This is a genomic window from Vibrio lentus, from assembly GCF_002875945.1.
GTDB classification, from domain to species: Bacteria; Pseudomonadota; Gammaproteobacteria; order Enterobacterales; family Vibrionaceae; genus Vibrio; species Vibrio apostichopi.
On record NZ_MCZK01000101.1, the window covers coordinates 96,036 to 121,161 of the forward strand.

Consider the following 25,126-nt stretch of genomic DNA (forward strand, 5'->3'; position numbering starts at 1 on the left):
TCGGTGCACAAGTTGATGAGCGCAAACCCTATCTCATCAAATTGGAATATCGGTTAATGCCGAATTTATGAGACGCTTGCTCTGAGTGTCACTTGAATCACAAGGAAGTTGAATGCATCACTTTAATATCCGCGCGCTGGAATACCTTAATGCTTTATCGAAATACGGGTCGTTACGTAAGGCGTCGAAGATGTTGAATGTTGATCCTGCAGCAGTGAGTCGTATGTTGTCTCAACTTGAAGATCAGGTTGAGATGAAGGTGTGGGAGCGCAATAACCGCCAATCCTATTTAACGGAAGCGGGAAACGAGTTGTTGAATCACTATCGCACCATTATAAGAGGTGAGGCGGCAGTATTAACTCAATTGACCAAGCTTAAAAATCTGACCGGTGGTAGCGTCAGTATTGCGATAGGTGAAGGGTTTATCACTAATCTAGTGTCTGAGCCGATGCAGACCTTTATGACCCGTTATCCAGACATCAACTTGTCGATAGAAATAGCCGGTGCTCTTGATGCGGTTAAGATGCTTGAAGATCAGCAGATCGATTTTGCTATCACTTACGCAGCAGCACCGCATCCGAAACTACGAACGCATGTAGAACGCAGTCACCCACTAGAACTTATCGCTCCGAAAGGGCACTTTCTGACAATGAAAGAGACACCTGTGACGCTGCAAGAAATCAAAGATGTGTCGCTGGCTTTAATAGACACTTCGACTGGCATGGGACGACTAGTGAAACACGCAGAGCAAATGTCGCATTTTAATCTCCAACCTAAATTACAAACTAACTCGGTTACTGCACTGACTAATTTTGTCGTCGCGGGGCTTGGCGTCACTTTTATGCCTAAGCTGACGGTTCTCGAAGAGATAGAATCAGGCCGTATAGAAGTCGTGCCGACTGAGATCGAGGTATTATCTAAAGCGACCGTTAAGGTGCAATCTTTGAAAGGGAGAGAGCTAAGTATTCAAGCTGAAACCTTCCTTGATTTCTTAATGGAGAACACGTCTTTTTTACGTAGCGATGCCCACGCTATTGTTTTGTAATCTCGGGTATTTCTTTTAATCATACAGTGATGACTTTTTATCAACGCTAACTGTATTGTTAAGTCAATGTCTGCCCAATAAAGTGTCCGAAAGTTACAAGAATGTTGCGTGACATAAAAGGTGGATGCAATGGAAGTTATCGTTATTGGTAGTGGTGTTATTGGGTTGACCAGCGCATGGTATTTGGCGAAAGAGGGTCACTCGGTGACGGTTATCGATCGTCAAGATAGCAGTGGTAAGGAAACCAGTTTTGCAAATGCTGGCCAAATCTCTTACGGCTATTCATCGCCATGGGCTGCCCCCGGTATCCCTTTAAAAGCGATGAAGTGGCTCACCCAAGAACATGCGCCATTAAAAGTGAAACCGTCACTTTCCCCTGAATTGGCTTCTTGGGCGACTAAGATGCTCGCCAACTGCAATGAAGCCAAATACGCACAGAATAAATCTCGTATGTTGAGAGTGGCAAATTACAGTCGTGATTGTCTGACCCACCTGAGAACCAGTGAAGAACTGGCTTATGAGGGCAGGCAGAAAGGTACGTTGCAAGTGTTTCGAAGCGAGAAGCAATTGGATTTCATTCAGCAAGATATGAAGCTGCTTAAAGAGAGCGGAATTGAGCATTCGTTGTTTGATGTTGAGCAGTGCTTATCCACCGAACCGGGTTTAGCAGACGTTAAAGATAAGCTGGTGGGTGGCCTGTATTTACCACACGATGAAACCGGTGATTGTCATCAGTTCTGTTTAACCTTGACTGAAAAAGCAAAACAGCTTGGTGTTAGGTTTGTGTTTGATACTGAAGTGGTGAGGCTTAATCAGCAGAATCAGACCATTGAGAGTATCACCACAACCCAAGGTGAATTCAAAGCAGACGCTTACGTGGTTGCTTCGGGCAGTTATTCTCGTGAGCTGCTGAAGCAAGTCGACTTGTCTATCCCGGTTTATCCAGTCAAAGGTTATTCATTAACACTACCGATCGTTAATGCTGATAAATCACCAACCTCGACTGTTATGGATGAAACCTACAAGGTAGCGATGACTCGTTTCGATGATCGAATTCGTATTGCAGGGACGGCAGAGCTTGCTGGTTTTGATTACCTCATTCCTGAAAAACGTAAAGCCACGATTGATATGGTGATAAAAGATCTTTTCCCACAAGCAGGGGATTTTTCTAAGGCAGAATATTGGACAGGACTACGACCGATGACGCCAGATGGCACACCTATCATAGGAAAGACACCAATTAAGAATCTGTTTACCAATACTGGTCACGGAACCTTGGGTTGGACGATGGCATGTGGTTCAGGAAAGCTACTAGCGAGTGTGGTCAGTGACTCTGATTGCGATATAAAAGCAGACGACTTGAGTATCCATCGTTACATGTAGTTCATCCAAATACTTGGTCATACGAATCAGCCCATGTTTATCATTAAGCATGGGCTGATTTGGTTTTAGTGTTGCTGCTTATCTGGTGGTGGTTTCTAACACATGAGTGAAGCGATCCCAGGATTTTTGGTCGGCTTCATTTTGATAGTTATTTGAGCCAAACACAGTAAACGCATGTGGAGCGCCACTGTAGGTGATCATTTCATGTGGAACTTTGGTCGTTTCAAGTTCAGCTGCAAGGCTCCCAAAGTCTTCCATTGAAATCATCGAATCTGCTGTGCCATGGAATACGACGACAGGCGCTTTGGTCTGAGAGTAATCTTGGCCTTTCGGTGTTGATAAACCACCATGGAAAGTGACATAAGCTTTCGAAGGGATGCCCGCACGCGCGGCTTCTAAAACAGCAGCGCCGCCAAAACAATAGCCCATCATCACGTTGTTATCTAAGTTACCGCCAAGCCTCTTAGCTTCCACTGCTCCTGCATTGAGTAGTGCGCGCATTTTTTCTCTGTCTTTATACAACTCGCCCGTGTGTTGTTTTTTATCTTTCACTTCGGTTGGGCGGATACCTTTGCCAAACAGGTCGATGGCGAACACGTTGTAGCCGAGTTCGTTGAGCATCTCAGAACGTTTCTTTTCGTAATCGGTTAAGCCGTCCCAATCATGTACTAACAATACTAAAGGAGCCTGATCACTGGCTTCACTCCAATAACCTTCGTAATCCATACCGTCGACTTGATAAGTGACGTTTTCTCCCGAAATTGCAGAGAAGGGCAGCAAAACTGAAAACAAGCCTAGCGTAGTGAGTGTTCGCATGCGTTATTCCTTTCGATGACAGTGACGTTCCAATCGAAAGTATAGATAACGCGATGATTCTCGCCAGATTTCCGTCTCTAATTTGAATTGTAACGGTGGAGGTAAAGAATAAAGGGGAATGCTCAAAACAGCCATCGTGATGAAGTACGATGGCTGTTTGGCGTTGTTTTCAGAAAACGAAAATTCAAATAACTTGAGTTAGAAATAAGAAGAACAGTTACCAAGAAGCGTTGGTCGTGCTGCTGCACATATCTGGATATTTACGCTGATAGCGCGGCAACATCGATTCATTGCCTAGGATTCCACCTTGATGGATATAGATAATGGTTTTGGTTGGGTTGTCATTTTGCCATTGTGCTAAGCATTGCCACATCAATGGGTCGTAAAGTAGGTCAAACTCGATGTCGGTTTGCTCTTGTAGATCCAACCAAGTTTGATAATCCTGTTGATACAATTTTCCAAAGTGATGCTTAGCTTTGAGCGGTAATATCTGTGGGTGGTCGGTTTCACCTAGCTCATTAAATTGCTGCGTAAGATAGTCACTGCCACCGACACAAGCGCAGGTTAATACAGGGATGTTGTGCAACTTTAAATGCTTATGAAGATACAGCGATGTGCTGCCTGTACCAGCGGGCAGGGCAACCACAAAATCGTGCTTGTTTTCGAAGCGAGTCCAGCTGAGTATCTCCATCGCCAGTTGCTTCACACCATATTCAGAAAGCTGAGAGCGGCCGCCTTCTGGCAAAACAATACAGTGGGAGTCTGGTTGCCTTACTTGATCGATATACTCTTGTGGATGAAGTTCCGAGCCCATCTCTTTGGTTGAGATAACCTTAGCTCCAAGGTCAATCGCACCACGGTAATTACCTATAGGACGTTCTTGTAGCCATTGAGGAAGGTGGTCGACGTAAAACTCAAGCGTCCAACCTTTAATCTTTGCGAGTGCGGAGAGTGAGAACAGAGAGTTCGCCTGAGCAGAACCATAGCTGATCAAGGTGGTGGTTTCTGGGTGCTCATCTTCCAACAGCTTCATGAATTTTCTGGCTTTGTTGCCGCAAAAGTGGGAGTGAAGCTGGTCGTCACGCTTTAAGAAAAAGGTGTGGTCGTTGTATTGATGCTGAGTTACAGGGCTATTATTTAGTTTCATCGCACTTAGACAAAATGCTGACTAAAGAGCCAGCATTTTTAAATCAAATAGGACCAATGAGTATCTAGTAGCGAGCGAGCGCTGTAAACCAACTAAATCAAGTTTTCGGTGGATATTGAGCTTAGTACTACGAGTTTGTCTGCTCTGATATGGACAAGGGTGAATCGGTTTGAAAGGCGATTTTCGCGGTGCAACCACCACAGCTGCGATTGAACAATTCAAAGTCCCAATGGAAGCGCTGACACAGGTCATCGACAATCAACAAGCCTAGCCCATGACCATTTGGGTTGTATTGTTCCTGAAGGCCTTCGCCTTGGTCCTCAATCACAAGATTGTCTTGGGAGAGAGTGATGGTTACTGTGCCACTATTAGTTGCTGCAATCGCATTTCTCAACAAGTTGCCGACCAACATATTCATGATTGCGCTGGTGGCTTGAATGGTGGGTTCTGATTGAACTTGTAAGGTTATCTCTACTTCCTTCTCGTCTGCTTGTAACGAGTTTTTCGAAACGATTGTCTCTAGCTCTTGCTGACTAAATAAGCGTAGCGGAGCATCGTCACTGTTTCTTTCATAGCGCACTAAACCAAGCAGGGCATCGACCATTTCAGACATCTGAACAATGGCGTCATCGATTCGCTCAACCTGGCGAGATTGAAACTCAGTTGTTTCACTGCGAAGGAGTAGCTTATTCGCTCCGCGAGCAACAGTCAGCGGTGTTCTCAGTTCATGGCTTGAATAGCGTGCAAAGGCTTGTTCGCGCTTGAGTAGGGAATTGATTTCTCGACGATACTGATTGAGTTGATCGGTCAGTTGGCGAAATTCCACCGCCGCATCGTCACTCACTCCAAACTCTTCGTTGAGATTAAGCTTATTGGATTCGAGTTGCTCAGATAAGGAATTGAAGGGTTCAATCAACCGCTTTGATAATCGATAAAGCAGTGCACCAAAGCTAAAAATCAGAATTGAGAGTAGAGTCAGTACAAAGGTGGTCGCATACACCAATTCGTAAATATCAAATTCAACTCGGTCTATTTCGGACAACAGGATGATCGGATGGGTTTGACCTTCATCAGAATACTCACCGACATACACCATGCGTGAGTCTGGTTCTTCTCCGACCTCACCAACAAAGCTCTCTTTGCCTTCAATGTACTTCAAGTATTCGGGAGGTAAGAATGAAATATCGTTGTAGGCAATGGTCAGGTCATCAATTCTTAACTCGCCACTCTCACCGGCTTGGAATAAGCCAACCGCGTAGTTGCGGTCGATCAGGATACGCCTTTCGCCAACTCGATCTTCCGACAAGTACAGTGCGGCGACAAACACCACATAGACGAATGCAGATACAATCACGGCCATTAACCCAAAGAAAACCGCTAAGCGGCCAGTTAGAGTTTTAGTGCTTGTCAGAACGTTTAAGATCAATTCGATGACTCCAGACGGAATCCTACTTTAGGCACAGTAATCAACATTTGGGTGTCGAAGGGCTTGTCGAGTTGATTACGCAATTGATAGATGTGACTGCGTAACACATCGTTGTTGGGCTCGTCTTCTTCCCAGAGCTTGTATGAGATATCTTCGCGAGTCACTACTTCAGGTGCGCTTTGGCAAAGCATCTCAAGTATGGTGTAAGTGGTTGGGTTTAGCGCAAGAAGCTTGTCTTGGCGGTAAGCTTTACGAGTTTTTTGGTCGATGGTGAGTTCACCAAACTGAAGCTTAGAAGAGGCGACTTTTCCGCGGTAACGACGAACCAGCGCATTCATTCTTGCCTCTAGAATATCCAAATCGAAAGGCTTGGTGAGGTAATCATCGGCACCGTGTTCAAAGCCTTTTAGCATATCTTCGCGGCTATCTAAGGCCGTCAGCATCAAAATAGGTGTCGCGTTGCCTTGGTCTCTCAGTTTATTACAAACCGTTAGGCCGTCCATTCTTGGCAACATCAGATCCAATATGATGATATCAAATGAGTTTTCCAACGCGAGTTGTAGGCCAAGTTCACCGTTGTCCGCGTAATCGAGTTCCATGCCAATACACTCAAAATAATCAAACAAGACACCTGCAATTTCACGGTTATCTTCGACTAATAGAACTCGTTTCATTTTGATTCTCATACAGAAATAGACAGTAACATTATCCTGAGTGAGCGTGAAAAATATGTCAATAACATAACTTTCACTTATGGGAGGGTAGATTGGCTTCAGATTAAAAAATAGAAGAACGTATTATGTCTGAACTTCATATTAGCCGCCCTAAGATATCCACATCGCAGATTAACCCTGCGGTATCTCTGTCTATCATTGTGCCTTTCTACGATGAACAAGAGGTGTTGGAAGAGTTTCACTCTCGCCTCACTAAGGTTCTCGATAGCTTACCGATCACGAGCGAGATTGTTTATGTCGACGATGGCAGCAAAGACAACAGCTTGGACTTGGTGAGTTCATTCACTTCAATCAATAGCTCAATTTCTGTTATTGGTTTAAGCCGTAATTTTGGGAAAGAGTCAGCCATGAGTGCTGGCCTTGAGCATTGTCGTGGACAAGCCGTAATCCTATTAGATGCTGATTTACAAGATCCACCGGAGCTGATTCCGCAAATGATCGCGAAATGGCGCGAAGGCTACGACGTGGTCAATATGCAGCGCAGCCAGCGTGACGGTGAAACCTGGCTTAAGAAGTTTTCAGCGGCGAGCTTTTACAAGGTCATGAACGTGGCTGCGAAAATCGATGTTCCTGAGAATGTGGGTGACTTCAGACTGCTGAGCCGTGAAGTCGTCGACCATATCAATCAACTTCCAGAACGTAACCGTTACATGAAAGGCATTTTTTCATGGCCTGGTTTCAGACAAGCGACACTCCAATTTAAGCGTGATGCTCGCTTCTGCGGTGAAACGAAATGGAACTATCTCAAGCTCATCGGATTGGCGATGGATGGCATTACTTCGTTCTCGATTCGCCCGCTGCGCATTGCTACCGCATTGGGTGGCTTAGTCGCGCTGACTGCTTTTGTGTATGGCATGGTTATCGTTTTCAAAACCATCATGTTTGGTGAGCCTATCACGGGTTATCCGTCAATGATGGTTGTACAGCTTGCCCTTGGCGGCATCCAACTTTTGAGTATTGGTTTAATGGGAGAGTACATAGGTCGTATTTTCATTGAAACCAAGAATCGTCCTTTGTATCTGATCCAATCGGTGGTCGATACACCTGCATTAAAAACACATTTTAAATTAGAGGAGTCAGCATGAGCCTGAACCGAACGCACCTATGGTACTTGTTGGCTTTTGCATTGGTTCTAAGGCTTTTATCTCTGGCGACTTACCCGTTAATGGACACCACAGAAGCGCGCTATGGCGAAATGGCTCGTTTAATGGTGGAAACAGGGAATTGGTTAACGCCTCAGTTTGACTATGGCATTCCTTTCTGGGGTAAGCCGCCGCTGTTTACATGGATGAGTGCTGCAGGTATTGAGTTGTTCGGCTTGAGTGAATTTGCCGTTCGTGCACCTCATTGGTTAGCGGGTGTCGTAACGATTTTGTTGACGGCTTACATGGCGAAGCGAACTGGCCAAAGTGCGTTGGTTGCCGCGGTAGTGTTGGCGACATGCGGTATTTTCTCTATTGCTGCGGGTGCTGTGATGACAGACATCGCGTTAACCTTGGCGATGACCATTGCCATGTTAGGTTTCTATCTATGTTGGCTAGGAGGAGAGGGTCGGAAAGGTGAAGGAAGTCCGAAGGCCAATAGAAATTGGGGTTATGTTGGCTTTATTGGTTTAGCGCTAGGTTTACTTGCAAAAGGGCCGGTAGCGATTGTCATTATGGGTATCGCAGTTTTCCCTTGGTTGGTATTACAACATGGGTTCTTTGGTGCTTTCAAAGCGCTTTGGCAACGTTTCCCATTGTTGTCTGGCTTAGGTGTGATGTTAGCGATCGCGCTGCCGTGGTACATCATGGCAGAAATGGCGACACCGGGTTTTATTGATTACTTTATTGTTGGTGAACACTTTAAGCGTTTTGTAGTGAGTGGCTGGGAAGGCGATCTTTACGGCTCCGCTCACGATGAAACACGAGGCATGATCTGGGTATTCTGGATTCAAGCCGCAGCGCCTTGGTCGATTGTATTACCTATACTAGCGCTTGTTCGCCGTAAGAAAATTGCAGAAATTAATACTGAAAATCGCGGCTTGTTTTCATTCCTTGTGTGCTGGCTGATTTCGCCTCTGATCCTTTTCACTATGGCGGGCAACATTCTCCCAGCATACGTCCTACCGGGTATTCCAGCCCTTGGTTTGTTGGTTGCTATACTTGTGGTGGAAAAAGATAAGAAGTGGTTCTCGAGCGTGGCTTTAGTTCTGCCAGTCTTATTGATGATTGCGATGGTTTACCTGAATCTAGGTAAGGCGAACGAGAAAAGTGACCGTATCATCTTCGAGCAGATTACCGATTCATCACCGAGTTTTTATGTAGGAAAACGACCGTTCTCAGGGCAATTTTATAGCCATGGGCAAGCGAAGAAGTTACTTGATATCGAGCAACTCGACGGCATCGACAAGTTCTACTTGATTGGAAAAAGAGCGGAAGTGGAAACCAAGATTAAAGACAACGCGTTGACGTGTATTTTGGAGCCGACGGTGAAAATAAAGCGCGCTTTATTCAGTTGTCATAGCCAAGATATCAAACCAAATTTGTCGTTGAGTCACATTCGAAGTGAAAGTGATGTTCAGTGTTAACTCAGGGCTGCGAATGATCAATAACAAGCTTCAGAGACACAGCCAAAGGCTTCAGTCCCATCACAAGATGGTTCGGTTCGCAGTGGTTGGTGTTGGCGGGTTTGTTGTTGATTGCTTTGTATTTGCATTGCTCCATTACGTTATTGGGTTGCCTTTAATGACGGCGAGAATTGGCTCCTTCATTGCTGCAGCAACGACAACCTGGTTTGGTAATCGTGTGCTGACCTTTGGGTTCAAAGGGCAGGGTAGTTGGTCTGAAAAACTGATTCAGTGGCAAAAGTTCATGTTGTCAGCATCGATATCGGCAGTACCTAATTTACTGTGTTTTAAGCTGATGACGGAATTACTGCCAGCGTTTACTGGGGCTGTGTTTATCGCAATGGCCGTTGGTATTTTGGTTGGTATGGTGACTAACTATCTGTTTAGTCAGTATTGGGTCTTTACCCGCTAAAAAAGAAAAAGAAAGAGAAAGGCAAGTCATCCAATGACTTGCCTTTTTTATTGAACATTGATTATTTAGACGATTGGCAATTCTAACTCTGTTCTTTGCCTTCGTTCGCTTGTGTTGTTTGAGCCTGCTTTGTTTGAGCCGCTTTTAACTGCCAGTTCTTTATCCCGTAGCAGACTAAACCCAAACACAACCCCCAAAATGCGCTGCCAACTCCCGCAAAGTTAATCCCAGAAGCCGTCAGCAAAAAGGTGAGCAATGCCGCTTCTCTATGTGTGTCGTCAGCAAGTGCTGTCGTGAGGCTGTTCGCAAGTGTTGGCAATAAGGCCAATCCAGCAATGGTTATAATGATGGCTTGCGGAACCGATGAAAACAGAGAAACAAAAGTTGTGCCTAATACTCCCGCCAACAGATAGAAACCGCCCATCGCTAGTGCTGCCTTGTAACGACTTTTCGGATTTGGGTCTGCGTTCGGGCTCATGCATATTGCCCCTGTTAGCGCTGCCAAGTTAAACGCAAAACCACCAAAGGGAGCGAGCAATAAACCGGTAATGCCTGTCGTGGTGATAATTCGTGACGCTGGTGGGTTGTAACCATTGGCTTTCAATACGGCGAACCCAGGCAGGTTTTGTGATGCCATTGTCACCACAAATAACGGAATCCCGACACTCAACAGAGACGCTATATCAAAATCGGGCGTGATAAACATAGGTTGAGTCAGCGTTAAATCTACATCTGACAAATCGAGTTTTCCGGCAACGCCACTCATTATGACGGCAAGCAGTAAGATAAAAGGAATCAACAAATTACCAAACTTAGGCTTAGCAAAAATATACGCAGCTAACATAGTGCCGATGATAATGGCCTCTTGAGACAGGGAGGTGAAAATTCCAATTCCAAACATCCACAACACACCAGCCAGCATCGCAGAGGCAATTGATGTGGGTATTCGTTTAAGCAGCGTGTCAAAGATGCCAGTTAGACCTGTAATCGTGATCAGCAGTGAACTAAACAGGAAGATAGCCACGGCCTGCTCTACGGTGAGCCCATCCAACGAGGTGATAAGTAGCGCAGCACCCGGTGTCGACCATGCCGTCACTACTGGTTGCTTATATCTCCACGATAGCAGAATCGTCGACGCGCCCATGCCAATTCCGAGCGCCCAAAACCATGAAGCAATCTGCTGCTGGCTGGCTCCCGCACTGGTCGCTGCTTGGAAGATGATCGCTGCCGCACTCGCATAACCGATAAATACCGCAATAAAACCAGTACTGATGTGAGAAAACTTAATCTGACCCATACTAACCACTCTCGTTGTGCGTTATAACATACATAGGACTTAACTTAGCACCTGTGCGTTATAGCGCACAAGTGTTATTTGTTTAAATTTTGTTCGTGATAAAGTTAAGCACGAGCAAACTTAAATAGGTAGATAAACGAAAACATGCCGAAGAACATGAATGTGGAAACTCGCTTTAATGTAAAAGAGAGTTTGAGTGACCAAAACGACGTACAAGTCAGCCACAACCTAAAGCGAATTCGTAAAGAGAAAGGGTGGAGCCTCGACGCGACTGCCAAAGCGACTGGTGTAAGCAAAGCGATGCTAGGACAGATTGAACGTGGTGAATCGAGTCCAACCGTCGCGAAGCTATGGCAAATCGCCACTGGCCTGAACGTTTCATTCTCGAGTTTGATTCTATCTTGCTCTAGTGATGAACTGGTGAGCTTGTTCCGAGACGCCAATGAATTGCGTGATGAAAGCTTGAATGAGGGCTTCTCGGTTAGTGTTGTTTTTCCGTTTGAACCCTCTGTAGGCTTTGAGGTATATGAGTTGGGATTAGCGGAAAACTATGAGCACTTTTCTGGACCACACAGTACCGGAGTGATTGAACATATATTGTGTATCTCAGGTCGTATGGCGGTGTTCTTTGACGATAGCTGGTATGAATTGAGCCCGGGACAAGCGGTGCGCTTTAATGCTGAACAGCCCCATGGCTATAAAAACATAGGCACAGAGAAAGCGGTTTTCCACGACATTATCCATTATCCCGACCAATGGCAGCGTTCATAGGCCCATTGATCCACAGGTTGATAGGTTTATTGATTGAAAGCATTTGAAAATTTTCCAGACACAAAAAAGCGCAGCTAGATAGCTGCGCTTTGTATTTTTACGATAGTGAAGTAAATCGGGTCGCTATATTAACGCTGTGTTGCGCGCTGGCGATTCTTTCCGTTACTTGCAGGTTTACCACTTTGACCATTGCCCGCTTTGCTGCGGTTTGGCTTGCCATTTCCGCCGCCGTTGCCTTGTGATTGCTGACTAGCAGGGGCTTTTTTGATGAAGCCAGTCGCTGGTTTATTACCATTCCCGTTCTGCTTTCCGTTGCCCTGATTGCCGTTGCTTTGGCTACCTGTTGGCTTCTTACCACCCGGTTTAGGCTTATTGCCACCAGGCTTAGAATGGTTACGTGGGCTTTCGCCGCCAAGACCCGGTTGAGCTTTACTGTGCTTAGTTGCGAAACGTTGTGAGCCGTGACGACCAGATTTACGACGCTGTGCCGGTGTCTGAGCTTCAAAATCCTCTTCTGGTACCAAGCAGTTCGCTTTGTCACCAATTAGGTGCTTTTTGCCCATGCTGATCAGTGCTTCACGGATGATTTTCCAGTTTTCTGGATCGTGGTAACGAAGCAATGCTTTATGCAGACGACGTTGACGATCGCCTTTAGGCACCGGAACATCTTCACGTTTTTTGTATTTCACGCGCTTCAGAGGGTTGGTCTCTGAGTAGTACATCGACGTAGCATTACACATTGGCGATGGGTAGAAGTTCTGTACTTGGTCACACTCGTAGTTATGCTTTTTCAGCCACAACGCAAGGTTAAGCATGTCTTCATCTTCCGTGCCCGGGTGAGCAGAGATGAAGTAAGGAATTAGATACTGTTTCTTACCCGCTTCAGCGCTGTACTTCTCGAACATCTCTTTGAAACGATCGTAAGTGCCCATGCCCGGCTTCATCATCAGATCCAGAGGGCCTTTTTCAGTATGCTCTGGAGCAATCTTCAAGTAACCACCAACGTGGTGAGTCACAAGCTCACGTACGTATTCTGGAGATTCAATCGCAAGATCATAACGAACGCCTGATGCGATCATTACTTTCTTGATGCCCGGAACTTTTCTCGCTGAGCGGTAAAGGTCAATAGTGTGCTGGTGGTCTGTGTTCAGTTTCTCACAGATTTTAGGGAACACACATGATGGGCGACGACAGTTAATTTCAGCTTTAGGATCAGAACAACCTAAGCGATACATGTTCGCAGTTGGGCCACCCAAGTCAGAAATGGTACCGGTAAAGCCAGGTACTTTATCTTTAATATCTTCGATTTCATCCAAGATTGATTCTTTCGAACGGTTCTGAATGATTCGTCCTTCGTGCTCTGTGATTGAACAGAAAGAACAACCACCAAAACAACCACGCATGATGTTAACCGAGGTTTTGATCATGTCGTATGCAGGGATCTTTGCTTTGCCATACATTGGGTGAGGAACACGCTTGTACGCAAGGCCAAACACATAATCCATCTCTTCAGTTGCAAGAGGAATTGGCGCTTGGTTTACCCAAAGCTCGCGGTCACCGTGTCGTTGAATAAGAGCACGACCTGAATACGGGTTAGTTTCTAGGTGCAGAATACGGCTAGCATGAGCGTAAAGAATACGGTCGTTATTGAGTTTTTCGAAACCAGGGATACGAACCGCGGTTGTTTTTGCATCGTGACGAGAAGGGCGAATCGTAATTGGTTGCGCCTTTACTTCTTCTTTTTCGTCTTTCTTGGTATCACACTGCGTTTCTACTTCGTATGGGTTAACCGGAACATAAGCTTTGTTCGGTTTTTCGATACGAGAAGAATCGATAATTTTGTAACCTTCAGGCGCTGCAGGCAGGTTGATTGCAGTACCGCGAATGTTTGTCAGCGTTGACATGTCTTCGCCGTCAGCAATGCGATGTGCTACTTCAACCAGTGCACGCTCAGCGTTACCGAAAAGAAGGATGTCTGCTTTTGCATCAAACAATACAGAGCGACGAACTTTATCAGACCAGTAGTCGTAGTGCGCAACGCGACGTAAACTCGCTTCAATACCACCAAGAACGATTGGCGTGCCTTTGTAGGCTTCACGACAACGTTGAGAATAAATCAGAGTTGCACGGTCAGGACGCTTACCACCTTCATTGTTTGGTGTGTAGGCATCGTCGTGACGAAGTTTGCGATCAGAGGTGTAGCGGTTGATCATGGAATCCATGTTACCCGCAGTGATGCCGAAGAATAGGTTAGGTCGACCCAGTTCCATGAAGGCATCTTTACTGTCCCACTTTGGTTGGGCAATGATGCCCACGCGGAAACCTTGAGCTTCAAGCAAACGGCCAATGATAGCCATACCAAAGCTCGGGTGATCGACATAAGCGTCACCAGTTACAATAATAATGTCACAGCTATCCCATCCAAGAGCATCCATCTCCTTTCTACTGGTAGGTAAAAAGGGTGCTGTTCCGTAGCACTCGGCCCAGTATTTTTTGTGTTCATGAATAGGAGTGATATCGCTGTACATATTTCAACCTCTGATTTTTGAGGCGGGAATTATAGCGGCATGAGCCTAGACTAGCCAGTAGAACATGCCCTTGTTAGTTCTGATGTCTTTCGCCATTTTGCAGATAATGCTGACAAAAGAACCATACAACAGCATAGTTGAAGCCTTGAATAACGTCGCTAATTTGTGATTTTGATTAGTGTTCGCAGCAGTTTTTGATATTATTCGCGAAAATAAGTCTGAATAAGTAGATCCACAATGGTCGAATCATTATTAGTACAATTTGCTCCCATGCTATTAGGAGCCCAACTGATCTTAACTTTAATCTTAGTGAAGGGTGATATTTGCCCTGGCCAACGTGGCCGTATTCACAAGATGTTACCTGCGATTGGCGTGCTTTGGCTTGCTGTTGCTTCATTAAGAATTGAAGCGTTTCTGATCGTATTCGCTATCTTCTATTTCTATTCTCAAGTTCAAACTAAGAAGACGCGTGATTCAGGTCCTATCTGGGTGATGTATCTTGCGTGTGGTTTGGCGCTGTCATACGTTGCTATTCAAGCAAGCGAACAGGTAAACCCAGTTGGTATTATTGCGACTGTGTTGCTGGTGGCTTTACTGGGTGCTTCTTTCGGACATTTACTGCTGACTATCGCAAGAACGCGCTTACAAGCATTTCACCGCGTTCTGCCTGTTGTGGGCGTATTGAGTGGCATGCTGGTGGTGTTGGCGACCGTGATTAACGTTTATTCACTGTCTGAAGCGCAACTAGAACCTGTTATTTCAACCTTGTTGTTTAGCTTTGCTTTGCTTATCTCTTCTATCGTGGTTTGGTGTTGGCATTTGCTGTTTGTCAAAACACCTGAGAAGCTGCAATTAACGATAGCATTGCTGATGTTATTAGCATCAGTGATTGGCTTAACACCTGTTTGGGCGTTGTAAGAGGTTGTCGAACTCTCGAAACTTTTAGTTGATAAAATCCGTTGTAGCGAAAGAAGTGTGATCTGTTTTTAAGCATGCGACTGGTAAGCGTTCTAAACTTAATTCTAATCGTGTGTTCGTTAGGAGTTCAGGATGGATTTAAGCAACGTCAAAGGTTTCGATAGCATTATCTTGCTCGGGATCGTCAACGAAAAGCTTCGTTTGGAATGTGATAGCTTTGAAGAGCTGGTCAGCATGTATGAAATGGATATAGAAAGTGTCGTCGGTAAGCTGGATATGCTTGGCTATCAATATGATCCATTGACGAATCAGTTCAAGTCTTATCCAAGATAAACATCGAGTTGGCGCATCATTGTTCGTGTTCAATTAAGTATCGTCTACTACTAGTTGATACTGAATAGATACTGAGAAAAAAGTCACAGATTATCTGTGACTTTTTTGTTTCTGGCGCTTGCTTTTGAAGCTTGCATCTAATGTTGAGCGCAGGCTCATTCCACTCAACAATCAATACCGTTAAACGACTTCAATGCCATCTAGGTGACTCTTACTCTGCTGTCTTGCCGTGCTAAAGAAAGCCTGCAGATAACGTTTGTCTTTCTCAGAGTTTCTTACCGCCGCAAACAGTCGTCTTGAAAGGCCGTTGCCCAATGGTTTACTGGCGATTAACCCTTGTCTTGAAAACTCGCTGATCGCCCAGTTAGGTAAGGCTGCAACACCTAGACCGGCTGATACCATTTGCACCAACATTAATGTGTTGTCTGCCTGTTTCCATTTCTTCGGCTCTACACCTGCCGGTTGCAAAAAGTGCTTCACAACATCGAGGCGCTGTTTTTGAACCGGATAAGAGAGCATCGTGATATCGCTAAGATCTTGTGGTTCGATGCTTGGCTTTTCTGCCAAAGGTGAGTTGATGGCGGTGATCAAACGCATTTCGAAATCAAAGAGCGGTTCGTAATGGACCTCTGAACGCGGTTGAATGTCCGAGGTGATCACCAAGTCCAATTCCCCAGCCATCAAAGCCGGTAAAGGTTCAAAACCAAAGCCTGATGAGAAATCGAGCGTCACGCTTGGCCAAGCAACTTGGTACTCCTTCAAAGCAGGCATTAACCATTGGAAGCAAGAGTGACATTCGATCGCCATGTGCAATCGACCATTCACATCCTCTTTCAGGCTCGCGAGTTCATTCTCTGCTTTGGCAATTTTTGGTTGTATCTCATCTGCGAGCTTAAGCAAGATCTCCCCCTCAGAGGTGAATTTTACGGGCCTAGTTTTACGCAGGAAAAGCTGACCGCCAATACGAGCCTCAAGGTCTTTCAATTGGTGAGAAAGCGCCGACTGAGTCAGATGAAGAGAAGTCGCAGTGGCTGTAAGCGAGCCGCTGTCTCTCAAGGTGGTCAATGTTCGAAGGTGTTTAAGCTCTATCATGAGTATTCCTCATATTCCCTAAGCCAATTCAATATTTCTTAATAATCACCCTACGGTGTTTTTGATGCTTTGTAAACGTCTAGATGTCCAGATGGATTTAAACTGTTCATCTTTGGACGATTCAAGATGAATATTATTAATAAACAAGATGAATATTTGGACGTTGTCCATAGATCGGATTAGGGCGATAGTTTAGCCATCCAGACGCCTTTGTGAAAAAGTAAAATCATCAAAGGTAGTCTGACCGGAAATTAAAATTATCGAATAAGGAACAGACTCATGACGACAACAACGCATATTCTTGGTTACCCACGCATCGGCGAAAAACGCGAACTTAAGTTCTCACTAGAGAAATACTGGCGTGGTGAGATTGACCAATCAGAACTTAAGCTGCTCGGCAGCGAGCTAAGAAATCGTAACTGGAATGTACAAGCCGACGCGAATCTAAGCTTTGCAACTGCGGGCGACTTCGCATGGTACGACCATGTTCTGACAACGACATTACTTCTAGGCCACGTGCCAAAGCGTCATGCTGGTGGTTCCGACGGTGAAAAAGCCTTTCCAGATTTAGATACTTTGTTCCGCGTTGGTCGTGGTCAATCTCAAACTCAAATACAATCTCAAACGCAGGCAACCTGTTGTGGTGGTAAGCATGGTTTGGAAAGTGGCACAAAAGATAACTCAGCAGCGTCTGACATGACCAAGTGGTTCAACACTAACTACCACTATATTGTTCCTGAATTCAGTAAAGATGATTCGTTCGAGGTGAGTTGGCCACAGCTGTTTGACGAAGTGAACGAAGCAATAAAAGCAGGACACAAGGTTAAGCCTGTACTTCTCGGCCCACTGTCTTACTTGTACCTAGGCAAAGAAGTGGAAGAGGGCTTTGACCGCTTAACCCTGTTGCCTCGCCTTCTTACTGCCTACCAAGCGATTTTGGCTAAACTATCCAAGTTGGGTGTTGAGTGGGTGCAAATCGACGAACCTATCCTTTCTCTGGAACTTGAAAAGCGTTGGGCTGATTCATTCAAGTTGGCTTATCAAGTGATTCAAAGCGATGTCAAACTGCTGCTTACCACTTACTTTGATTCAGTGACTGACACGTTAGATAAAATCGTAGAACTGCCCGTCAACGGTTTACACATCGACTTGGCTGCAGCACCGCAGCAACTTGATGAGGTGGTGAACAAGTTACCGGAAGATTGGGTGCTTTCTGCAGGGGCGATTAACGGTCGCAATGTGTGGCGTGCTGATTTGGCCGCGCAGTTGGAGCTACTACAGCCAGTGAAAGAGAAGCTAGGAGACAAACTGTGGGTGGCAAGTTCATGCTCGCTGCTGCACAGCCCAGTAGATTTGGAGTTAGAAGATTCGCTCAGTGAAGAAGTGAAGAGTTGGTTTGCTTTCGCGAAACAGAAAGTCACCGAGGTGAGTTTATTGGGAGCTGCGTTAGACGGCGATCAAAATGCCATTTTAGCTTGTGAGACGTACAGCCAGCCAATTGTTGCTCGTAAGAGCGCGACTCATGTCAACAAGCCTCAGGTACAAGCTCGCCTTAATACCATCACTAAAGCGTTAGCTGAGCGAAGTGCACCTTATGCAGAACGAGCGGCGCATCAGTCTGAAGTTCTCGGCTTACCGTTGTTACCAACCACAACGATCGGTTCTTTCCCACAAACCGGTGAGATTCGTGTTCAACGTAGCGCCTACCGCACTGGTCAATTGAGTGAAGCGGAATACACCACCGCACTAAAAGGTCACATCGCGGATGCGGTCAAACGTCAAGAAGCACTCGATTTGGATGTGCTTGTGCATGGTGAAGCCGAGCGTAATGACATGGTGGAATACTTTGCAGAAAATCTAGCAGGCTTCCAAACCACCAAATTTGGTTGGGTACAAAGCTATGGTTCTCGCTGTGTAAAACCTGCGATTGTGGTTGCAGATATCGAACGTGAAAAACCAATGACGGTGGTATGGTCGACCTATGCTCAATCTCTGACGTCAAAGCAGATGAAAGGGATGCTCACAGGGCCTGTCACTATCTTGTGTTGGACATTCCCACGTGAAGACATCTCACGCAAAGAGATCACCAATCAATTAGCGTTTGCGCTGCGTGATGAAGTGTCGGATTTACAAGACGCTGGTATCAACATTATTCAAATCGATGAGCCTGCTATTCGTGAAGGCCTGCCGCTGAAAAAACGCGACCATGCCGAATACTTAGAGTGGGCAGTCGATGCTTTTAAGATTTCAGCAGCGAGTGCCAAGCCAGAGACTCAGATCCATACACACATGTGTTACAGCGAGTTCAACGAGATCATTGATTCAGTGGCTGCGCTAGACGCCGATGTGATCACTATTGAAACCTCTCGCTCGAACATGGAACTGCTGAAAGCGTTTGAAGAGTTCAACTACCCGAATGCGATTGGCCCAGGTGTTTACGATATTCACTCACCAAACATTCCATCAGAAGAGTGGATTGTTGATTTGCTGAAGAAGGCGGCAGAGAAAATCCCGGCAGAACGTTTGTGGGCAAACCCAGATTGTGGCCTTAAGACGCGTAACTGGGCAGAGACAGAAGCCGCACTGACCAATCTTGTATCGGCGACTAAGACACTGCGTAAAGAGTGGGAATCGGCAGGAGTTTAAGTTTAGCTAACGTTAGGGTTTGATTACTCTCAAAAAACAAAGGCCTCGCAAATGCGAGGCCTTTCTGCTTGATGCTTGTTCGAATCTCGAATTTAGCTGCTGCTTTGGCAAGTATCTTTGCTGATCAGCTTCTCAACCATCAATTGTCCGCGAGTGTTGCGAATCTTGATGTTGTAAGCCAAACCCATGTCGAGGTTTGCTCTGACTTCAGAGTTGGTGCAGTAGCTATTCACACTCATGTCTACAACTTGGTTCAAAGGCTTAGCACCTTTAGCGTCTTGGTTGTAGATCATCATGATCTCGATAACGGTGTTTTTTGCCAGTACACGCATAACTGACAGTGGGCCATACTCAATTGGCAGGCCAGCAGATAAAACGCCAGCACGATGTTGTGCCATCATTTCAAGCTGTCTTTGTTGGTCTTGCTCACTTGAAGCACAGCCTGCAAGCAGAGCTAAAGCCAGTGAGCCAATAATCCATTTTTTCACGTTAAAATACTTTCTTGAATGGTTTTACGATGACATTTTGGTAGACACCAGCATCAATGTACGGGTCTGCGTCAGCCCATGCTTGTGCGTCTTCTAAAGAATTGAACTCAACAATTACAGTTGAACCTGTGAAACCCGCTTCACCAGGGTTATCTGAATCGATAGCTGGCATTGGGCCTGCTGTTAGAAGCCGACCTTCATCGTGAAGTGTTTGTAGGCGTTCTAGATGTTGTGGGCGAACACTTAGGCGTTTTTCTAATGAGTTTTCGACGTCTTGAGAAAAAATCACGTACCACATGTTGAGATATCCTTATGTTACTTCACTGAATTAGAGCGATTAAATTATTTATCTGGTTAATTTACGCGAACTAATAGGTATTGGAAGAGCTAATGATAAGAAATTGTGAAATGGTGCGGCAGAGTGAGAAGGTCTTTAGCATTTTTAATCGAAATGACTAAAGACCTTTTAGAGAGATAAGGTCGTCGAAGGACTATTTGTTGATTGGGCGAGGCTTACCGCTTTCGTCTACAGCAACGTAGTTGAATGTCGCGCCACAAACTTTATAACGATCGCCGATGCCGTGATCAAGTACCGGCTTAACCCATACTTCAAGGTCGATATTCATCGAGCTGCGGCCAATCTTGGTGCAGTCGCCATAAACACAGACCACATCGCCAACCGACACTGGCTGTTTGAATTCGATGCTTGATACTGACACGGTGACTATTTTTCCGTTTGAGATCTCTTTCGCCAATATTCCGCCAGCAAGGTCGAGCTGAGACATTATCCAACCACCGAATATTTGACCTGCTGCATTGGTATCAGAGGGCATCGCCAAGGTGCGAAGAAGTAAAGAACCAATCGGGTTCAAAGTTGATTGAATAGTCATTGTTGTACTCTTAATGGTATTGATTGTTTTGAATTTAAATAGATGTGTTTGCGGGACTCGCGGTGGTCATATTTTTAACGTATTCGCCGAACACAAACAATCAGTGGCCAATGATCACGAGTATCATTGGCCACTATTAAATCGCATGTTGATAATAATTGTATCAAAAAGGGGATGCGGACTCATCCCTAAGGGTTATTTCTCGTCGGTATTTTTACCTGAGAGCTCTTGTTGCTTATCGTTTTCTGGAGCTTGCTCTTTTGATTGAAGCTGGTCTTTTGGTAGATGCTTATAGATATAAACACCCGTTAACAAGGTGAACGCGAAGGTTGCAATGAGAAGGCCAAACACTTTGAAGTTGACCCACACATCCAAAGGCAGGTTGAAAGCAACGTAAACATTGAGGATCGCACACAATGTGAAGAACAGAGTCCAAGCCCAGTTGATCTTGCCCCATACCGCTTCAGGAAGAGAGATCTCTTTACCCAACATGCCTTTAATCGCTGATTTGCCCATTAGGTGACTTACAGTCAGGCCTATAGCGAACAGCGCATAAACGATGGTTACTTTCCATTTTATGAAGTTGTCATCATGCAAAAAGATGGTCATGCCACCAAATACGGCAACCATCAAGAATGTGATGATCTGCATTTTTTCTACTTTCTTGTAGATAATGTACGTCAAAACGATTTGTACTGCGGAAGCAACAATCAATGCGCCTGTAGCTGTGTAGATGTCGTACATCTTATACAGCGCAAAGAATATAATGAGAGGAATGAAATCAAGGATTTGCTTCATGTGGCACTGAGTATCCAGTTAGTTGAGTTGCAGACAGTCTAACCAAAATTGCCTCGATGCTAAATAGCCCGAGACAATTGGCTGCAAAACTAATGGTGTGTAACTCCTGTTACCGCATGGACGATGTTTGGTAGCGAGGTATCAATTTCTTGATGTCTTCAAGATAGCCCTCACTTTTCAAACTGTCTAAGGTGTTTTCAAGCTCTTGCTCACTCATCGCAAAACACGTCGATTTACCTGTCGTTAGGTCAAGGTACTCGTGGTATTCACGCTCAGTGAAGTGGCCAATTCTATCGATTAATAAGGTTTTAATTCCATGGTGAATTAAGCCGTAGTATGTATGTCTTTGTAAGGTCATAGCCTATCCTCCGTGACAAGCTGCAGTTATATCTTTGCAACCTGCTGTATATTGGTTGGGTTATCTATGACAAAGCAATTCGAATGCCATTTTGTCCGTTGGAATAGAGCTTCTGAGATAAAAAGTTGAATTAATTTTCTTTTCAACTAGTTAAAGGAATGTACGTTCTATTCTCTAAAAACCAATACGTAGTTGGCGCAAAATAGTTTTATTTTGAGAATGGTAAAATTCTCATTATGACTAACGACTGAAGCTTTAATGTTTTTCAATTGGCAATTTGATAGCCGCTAACCGACTAGCCAATCGACTAAAGTTGATAGGGAAGGGTTTTGCCGGTTTTTAGGTTGCAGCAAAAAATACCCATTGCCAGAAAATATGCTTCCTTCACTAACCTTAATCAATCGACCCAAATCGATATCTTGCTTGGCGAGAGTGATGTCGCCTATCGCAATCCCAAAGCCCTGTATTGCGGCGTTCATCGCTTGATCGAGTGTCGCAAATTGCTGGTTTTTCTTGCTTGAAAGATCATGACTTCCAATATGCTCTAGCCAAAGTCGCCAATCACTTTGTTCGTTATTGGCATGTAGCCATGTGTATTGGGCAAGCTTGTGTGGTTTGATTAGAGAAGAAGAACCACTGGTAAGGTGACTCGGTTTAATGCTTTGCGCTTGGCAGACTGGCGCGAGTTGTTCGTTGAACAAGAGTTGGCTAACAATGGATTGTTGGCTTGGCTTCTTACCATAGGTGATGACGGCATCAAAAGGATCAAAGCTTGGTTCGAAAACGTGCTTGATGGTTGAGGTCAACTCAACATCAATTTCAGGAAAAGCTTGTTGGAATGACATCAGCTTAGGCAATAGCCAAGAGGTGATACAACTTGGTGCGTTGAGCTTGATCTTAGATGGAGAGCTGGCAACCTGATTAAGCGCTGATTGCAGTTGTTGAATGGTATCTTGAATCAGCGGAACCAGTTCTTCTCCCTTGGGGGTTAATGACAACCCACGAGCATGTCGGTAGAAAAGATCACACCCAAGACTCTCTTCAAACGACAGCACCTGACGGCTTACCGCACCTTGCGTGACATTGAGCTCATGTGCAGCACGTGTAAAGTTGAGATGCTTAGCTGTAGACAAGAACGCGAGCAGTGTTTTTGTTGAAGGGAGAGTTTTATTCATGCTTTACCTATGATTTTTTATCATGGCTATTATGTGATTATTTCGATTCATTTATCAATAGTGTTCTGTTTGAATGTAAATACTTAATCATCATTTGTGATTCAATATGTGTATAAGTCGCATATTTTGAATATGAAGGCAGTGGTGAAGGAATCGTAATTACATGAAAGGGATAGCTTCTTGACATCTTTTATTGATAGCTTAGTGCCTCAGGCTGTAAAAAAATTAATACCTTATCAATCGGCAAGAAGAATTGGCGGCGACGGGCGTGTCTGGCTAAATGCCAATGAACTGGAAAATACTTTGTTCGAGGGTGAGCAAGGTTACAACCGTTATCCTGATTTCTTACCGCAAGACATTGCCAAGGCTTATCAAGCCTATTGTGGAACTGACGCTGCAACCGTTGCGGTTCGTGGTGCTGATGAAGCGATTGATTTACTGATAAGAACCTTTTGCAAACCAGCACAAGACAATATCCTCATTTGTTCTCCGACTTATGCAATGTATGAGTTTTGCGCCGATGCACTGGCGATCGAGACTTTAGACTCGCCATTACAAGAAGACTTTAATCTTAATGTTGCCGATATTGTGCAGAAGTCTGAACTGGTTAATCTTGTCTTTCTGTGTTCACCGAACAACCCAACGGGTAATGTGATTCCAAAAGCCGACCTTATTGAGGTACTGGAAGGAACGGTGGGTAAATCGTTAATCGTGGTTGATGAGGCGTATATTGAGTTTGAACCTCAGACATCGGCTGTGAGCCTTATTGAGCGTTATCCGCATCTAGTCGTGATTCGTACTTTATCTAAAGCGTTTGGACTAGCTGCTGTGCGTTGTGGCTTTATTTTGGCTAGTTCCAACGTGATGCAATACGTATCGAAGCTGATTCCCCCATACCCGATGCCAGATTGTTCGTCTCAGATCGTCTTAAAAGCTTTGTCTGATGAGCGTGTTGCGGTGATGAAACAGGCGACCGCTAAACTGGTTGAGATTCGCAATCAGTTTGCAGCTGCGTTAACCCAGTTCGACTTCATTGAACATGTTTATCCGTCATCGACCAACTTTATTTTGCTACGTCAAAAATCGGGGCATGAACTGTTTAGCGTATTGACGAAAGATGGCATTGTGACGAGAAATCAGAGCCATGAGCCTGCTTTGCGTAATTGCGTACGTATCAGTATCGGCAGTCAAGAGAGTATGGCAGAAGTGATAGCGTCACTTTCACGCTACCAAACCGAATTAGAAAAGAATCAACAAGACAAACAAATTCAGCAATCTCAACATAAAGAAACTCAATCTCAACTCGATAAAAATCATATCTAGGATGGCAATGATGAAAAAGATAATACTAGGACTCGCTTGTGCGGCTGCTTTACTTGGTACCACAGTACAGGCAAAAGAAATCCGTTTGGCGTCAGACTTTACGTATCCGCCATTCAACTACAAAAACAGCGAAGGTAAACCTGTTGGGTTTGATATTGAAATAGCTGACGCCTTGTGTGAACAAGCGAAGTTGGATTGTACTTGGGTATCACAAAGCTGGGATTCGTTGATTCCAAGTCTATTGGCGAGAAAGTCAGATGTGATCATGGCTTCGATGCGTATTACCGAAGAGCGTAAGCGCAAAATCTTGTTCACCGATAAGTATTACCAAACACCAGCCGTATTTGTTGCTGCTAAAAGCGCAGAATTTAGTATAGATGAGGCCGGCTTAGCGGGTAAAACCATTGGTGTGCAGCAGGGCACGATTCACGACCGTTACGTCACTGATAAGTTTGGCGACATCGTAAACATCAAGCGTTACACAGGACAAGACGAAGTCTACCTTGATATGCAGAATGGTCGTTTAGATCTAACGTTTGGTAACTCCGATCAACTATCACTCGCTTTCTTAGACAAGAAAGAGGGAGAGGGTTTTGAATTCAAAGGCAAAGCAGTGACCGACAAAGCCTACATTGGCGAAGGCACGGCATTAGCGTTAAGAAAGCAGGATTCAAAGCTGGCGAAACAATTCAATACCGCCATCGAACAGATCAGAGCGAACGGTACTTACGACAAAATTGCTGCCAAGTACTTCACGTTTGATATTTATGGCGCTGATTTGTAATTCGTCTAACGCCTAAAACTGAATCACTAAAAATAAAAATCCGAGAGCTGTGAGGTTCTCGGATTTTTGTTACAAACAATTCGTCCTATCAAGTTTCTCTCTATTGCCTTTATCCCTGCTTATCCATTCTTTTTCCATACGTTTAGCCTAAAAC

The 25,126-nt window shown here is 44.9% G+C and carries 24 protein-coding genes; 11 read left to right on the forward strand and 13 right to left on the reverse strand.

The genetic code is table 11. The features are described from left to right. Positions 1–112 precede the first annotated feature (112 nt). Positions 113–1,045, forward strand: coding sequence for a LysR family transcriptional regulator (locus BCT49_RS08030; RefSeq protein WP_102434795.1), 933 nt, complete (start codon positions 113–115; stop codon positions 1,043–1,045). Between the two features lie 129 nt (positions 1,046–1,174). Then, positions 1,175–2,428: a D-amino acid dehydrogenase gene (locus BCT49_RS08035; protein ID WP_102434796.1), complete on the forward strand. Its 1,254-nt coding sequence runs from the start codon at positions 1,175–1,177 to the stop codon at positions 2,426–2,428. A gap of 78 nt (positions 2,429–2,506) precedes the next feature. On the opposite strand, the gene BCT49_RS08040 is transcribed toward BCT49_RS08035, so the two are convergent. The 4 genes from BCT49_RS08040 to BCT49_RS08055 form a co-directional block, all read right to left on the reverse strand. Continuing rightward, positions 2,507–3,244: a dienelactone hydrolase family protein gene (locus BCT49_RS08040; RefSeq protein WP_102434797.1), complete on the reverse strand. Its 738-nt coding sequence runs from the start codon at positions 3,242–3,244 to the stop codon at positions 2,507–2,509. Positions 3,245–3,461: 217 nt separating this feature from the next. After that, positions 3,462–4,391, reverse strand: coding sequence for a 1-aminocyclopropane-1-carboxylate deaminase/D-cysteine desulfhydrase (locus BCT49_RS08045; protein ID WP_102434798.1), 930 nt, complete (start codon positions 4,389–4,391; stop codon positions 3,462–3,464). A 127-nt stretch (positions 4,392–4,518) separates the two neighbouring features. After that, positions 4,519–5,817: a sensor histidine kinase gene (locus BCT49_RS08050; protein WP_102434799.1), complete on the reverse strand. Its 1,299-nt coding sequence runs from the start codon at positions 5,815–5,817 to the stop codon at positions 4,519–4,521. Then, complete coding sequence (locus BCT49_RS08055; RefSeq protein WP_102434800.1) at positions 5,814–6,491, reverse strand: response regulator transcription factor; 678 nt, start codon at positions 6,489–6,491, stop codon at positions 5,814–5,816. The genes BCT49_RS08050 and BCT49_RS08055 overlap by 4 nt, the downstream gene beginning before the upstream one ends. 125 nt (positions 6,492–6,616) lie before the next feature. On the opposite strand from BCT49_RS08055, the gene BCT49_RS08060 reads away from it, so the two are divergent. Genes BCT49_RS08060 through BCT49_RS08070 form a run of 3 tightly spaced genes read left to right on the forward strand, consistent with a single transcriptional unit; the run spans position 6,617 to position 9,571 of the window. Beyond that, positions 6,617–7,636: a glycosyltransferase family 2 protein gene (locus BCT49_RS08060; RefSeq protein WP_102434801.1), complete on the forward strand. Its 1,020-nt coding sequence runs from the start codon at positions 6,617–6,619 to the stop codon at positions 7,634–7,636. Continuing rightward, positions 7,633–9,120, forward strand: a complete 1,488-nt coding sequence (locus BCT49_RS08065; RefSeq protein WP_102434802.1) for an ArnT family glycosyltransferase — start codon at positions 7,633–7,635, stop codon at positions 9,118–9,120. Before BCT49_RS08060 ends, BCT49_RS08065 begins: the two co-directional genes overlap by 4 nt. Continuing rightward, the gene (locus BCT49_RS08070) at positions 9,107–9,571 is read left to right on the forward strand and encodes a GtrA family protein (protein WP_102434803.1); all 465 of its coding nucleotides are present in this window, start codon (positions 9,107–9,109) and stop codon (positions 9,569–9,571) included. The genes BCT49_RS08065 and BCT49_RS08070 overlap by 14 nt, the downstream gene beginning before the upstream one ends. An 82-nt stretch (positions 9,572–9,653) precedes the next feature. Here the strand turns inward: BCT49_RS08070 and BCT49_RS08075 are convergent, their stop codons facing one another. Beyond that, on the reverse strand, positions 9,654–10,868 hold the full coding sequence (locus BCT49_RS08075; protein WP_102434804.1) for a benzoate/H(+) symporter BenE family transporter: 1,215 nt from the start codon (positions 10,866–10,868) through the stop codon (positions 9,654–9,656). A 132-nt stretch (positions 10,869–11,000) separates the two neighbouring features. Here BCT49_RS08075 and BCT49_RS08080 point away from each other — a divergent pair, with 132 nt between their 5' ends. Then, positions 11,001–11,639 carry a helix-turn-helix domain-containing protein gene (locus BCT49_RS08080; protein ID WP_102434805.1) on the forward strand — a complete coding sequence of 213 codons (639 nt, stop codon included), beginning with the start codon at positions 11,001–11,003 and terminating at the stop codon, positions 11,637–11,639. A gap of 128 nt (positions 11,640–11,767) precedes the next feature. On the opposite strand, the gene BCT49_RS08085 is transcribed toward BCT49_RS08080, so the two are convergent. Continuing rightward, a complete protein-coding gene (locus tag BCT49_RS08085; RefSeq protein WP_241908044.1) occupies positions 11,768–14,074 on the reverse strand; it encodes a YgiQ family radical SAM protein in 2,307 nt (768 codons plus the stop codon). Between the two features lie 330 nt (positions 14,075–14,404). Between BCT49_RS08085 and BCT49_RS08090 the strand changes: the two genes are divergently transcribed. Together BCT49_RS08090 and BCT49_RS08095 are read left to right on the forward strand one after the other, a co-directional pair. Further along, a complete protein-coding gene (locus BCT49_RS08090) occupies positions 14,405–15,085 on the forward strand; it encodes a hypothetical protein (RefSeq protein WP_065111093.1) in 681 nt (226 codons plus the stop codon). Between the two features lie 132 nt (positions 15,086–15,217). Further along, positions 15,218–15,418, forward strand: coding sequence for a DUF4250 domain-containing protein (locus BCT49_RS08095; protein ID WP_017076390.1), 201 nt, complete (start codon positions 15,218–15,220; stop codon positions 15,416–15,418). 180 nt (positions 15,419–15,598) lie between these two features. Here the strand turns inward: BCT49_RS08095 and BCT49_RS08100 are convergent, their stop codons facing one another. Further along, a complete protein-coding gene (locus BCT49_RS08100; protein ID WP_102434807.1) occupies positions 15,599–16,510 on the reverse strand; it encodes a LysR substrate-binding domain-containing protein in 912 nt (303 codons plus the stop codon). 279 nt (positions 16,511–16,789) lie between these two features. Between BCT49_RS08100 and metE the strand changes: the two genes are divergently transcribed. After that, positions 16,790–19,156 carry a 5-methyltetrahydropteroyltriglutamate--homocysteine S-methyltransferase gene (gene metE / locus BCT49_RS08105; RefSeq protein ID WP_102434808.1) on the forward strand — a complete coding sequence of 789 codons (2,367 nt, stop codon included), beginning with the start codon at positions 16,790–16,792 and terminating at the stop codon, positions 19,154–19,156. 92 nt (positions 19,157–19,248) lie between these two features. Here the strand turns inward: metE and BCT49_RS08110 are convergent, their stop codons facing one another. The 6 genes from BCT49_RS08110 to BCT49_RS08135 form a co-directional block, all read right to left on the reverse strand. Continuing rightward, positions 19,249–19,644, reverse strand: a complete 396-nt coding sequence (locus BCT49_RS08110) for a GspS/AspS pilotin family protein (protein WP_102311435.1) — start codon at positions 19,642–19,644, stop codon at positions 19,249–19,251. Between the two features lies 1 nt (position 19,645). Next, positions 19,646–19,942, reverse strand: coding sequence for a YciI family protein (locus BCT49_RS08115; RefSeq protein WP_102434809.1), 297 nt, complete (start codon positions 19,940–19,942; stop codon positions 19,646–19,648). A 193-nt stretch (positions 19,943–20,135) separates the two neighbouring features. Further along, positions 20,136–20,534, reverse strand: a complete 399-nt coding sequence (gene yciA, locus BCT49_RS08120; protein WP_017061510.1) for an acyl-CoA thioester hydrolase YciA — start codon at positions 20,532–20,534, stop codon at positions 20,136–20,138. A 195-nt stretch (positions 20,535–20,729) separates the two neighbouring features. Beyond that, complete coding sequence (locus BCT49_RS08125) at positions 20,730–21,332, reverse strand: septation protein A (RefSeq protein WP_102434810.1); 603 nt, start codon at positions 21,330–21,332, stop codon at positions 20,730–20,732. 109 nt (positions 21,333–21,441) lie between these two features. Then, positions 21,442–21,690, reverse strand: coding sequence for a hypothetical protein (locus tag BCT49_RS08130; protein ID WP_061021728.1), 249 nt, complete (start codon positions 21,688–21,690; stop codon positions 21,442–21,444). A 287-nt stretch (positions 21,691–21,977) separates the two neighbouring features. Next, a complete protein-coding gene (locus BCT49_RS08135; RefSeq protein WP_102434811.1) occupies positions 21,978–22,865 on the reverse strand; it encodes a LysR substrate-binding domain-containing protein in 888 nt (295 codons plus the stop codon). Between the two features lie 180 nt (positions 22,866–23,045). On the opposite strand from BCT49_RS08135, the gene hisC reads away from it, so the two are divergent. Both hisC and BCT49_RS08145 read left to right on the forward strand, forming a co-directional pair. Next, positions 23,046–24,188, forward strand: coding sequence for a histidinol-phosphate transaminase (hisC, locus tag BCT49_RS08140; RefSeq protein WP_102434812.1), 1,143 nt, complete (start codon positions 23,046–23,048; stop codon positions 24,186–24,188). Between the two features lie 10 nt (positions 24,189–24,198). Then, entirely contained in the window at positions 24,199–24,972 is a 774-nt protein-coding gene (locus BCT49_RS08145; RefSeq protein WP_102434898.1) for an ABC transporter substrate-binding protein, read from the forward strand. The last annotated feature ends 154 nt before the right edge of the window (positions 24,973–25,126 follow it).

Coding starts and splice junctions, on each gene's coding strand:
- BCT49_RS08030 (WP_102434795.1), top strand. CDS start 113: ATGCATCACTTTAATATCCGCGCGCTGGAATACCTTAATGCTTTATCG.
- BCT49_RS08035 (WP_102434796.1), top strand. CDS start 1,175: ATGGAAGTTATCGTTATTGGTAGTGGTGTTATTGGGTTGACCAGCGCA.
- BCT49_RS08040 (WP_102434797.1), bottom strand. CDS start 3,244: ATGCGAACACTCACTACGCTAGGCTTGTTTTCAGTTTTGCTGCCCTTC.
- BCT49_RS08045 (WP_102434798.1), bottom strand. CDS start 4,391: ATGAAACTAAATAATAGCCCTGTAACTCAGCATCAATACAACGACCAC.
- BCT49_RS08055 (WP_102434800.1), bottom strand. CDS start 6,491: ATGAAACGAGTTCTATTAGTCGAAGATAACCGTGAAATTGCAGGTGTC.
- BCT49_RS08060 (WP_102434801.1), top strand. CDS start 6,617: ATGTCTGAACTTCATATTAGCCGCCCTAAGATATCCACATCGCAGATT.
- BCT49_RS08065 (WP_102434802.1), top strand. CDS start 7,633: ATGAGCCTGAACCGAACGCACCTATGGTACTTGTTGGCTTTTGCATTG.
- BCT49_RS08070 (WP_102434803.1), top strand. CDS start 9,107: ATGTTCAGTGTTAACTCAGGGCTGCGAATGATCAATAACAAGCTTCAG.
- BCT49_RS08075 (WP_102434804.1), bottom strand. CDS start 10,868: ATGGGTCAGATTAAGTTTTCTCACATCAGTACTGGTTTTATTGCGGTA.
- BCT49_RS08085 (WP_241908044.1), bottom strand. CDS start 14,074: ATGGATGCTCTTGGATGGGATAGCTGTGACATTATTATTGTAACTGGT.
- BCT49_RS08090 (WP_065111093.1), top strand. CDS start 14,405: ATGGTCGAATCATTATTAGTACAATTTGCTCCCATGCTATTAGGAGCC.
- BCT49_RS08095 (WP_017076390.1), top strand. CDS start 15,218: ATGGATTTAAGCAACGTCAAAGGTTTCGATAGCATTATCTTGCTCGGG.
- BCT49_RS08100 (WP_102434807.1), bottom strand. CDS start 16,510: ATGATAGAGCTTAAACACCTTCGAACATTGACCACCTTGAGAGACAGC.
- metE (WP_102434808.1), top strand. CDS start 16,790: ATGACGACAACAACGCATATTCTTGGTTACCCACGCATCGGCGAAAAA.
- BCT49_RS08115 (WP_102434809.1), bottom strand. CDS start 19,942: ATGTGGTACGTGATTTTTTCTCAAGACGTCGAAAACTCATTAGAAAAA.
- yciA (WP_017061510.1), bottom strand. CDS start 20,534: ATGACTATTCAATCAACTTTGAACCCGATTGGTTCTTTACTTCTTCGC.
- BCT49_RS08125 (WP_102434810.1), bottom strand. CDS start 21,332: ATGAAGCAAATCCTTGATTTCATTCCTCTCATTATATTCTTTGCGCTG.
- BCT49_RS08130 (WP_061021728.1), bottom strand. CDS start 21,690: ATGACCTTACAAAGACATACATACTACGGCTTAATTCACCATGGAATT.
- BCT49_RS08135 (WP_102434811.1), bottom strand. CDS start 22,865: ATGAATAAAACTCTCCCTTCAACAAAAACACTGCTCGCGTTCTTGTCT.
- BCT49_RS08145 (WP_102434898.1), top strand. CDS start 24,199: ATGAAAAAGATAATACTAGGACTCGCTTGTGCGGCTGCTTTACTTGGT.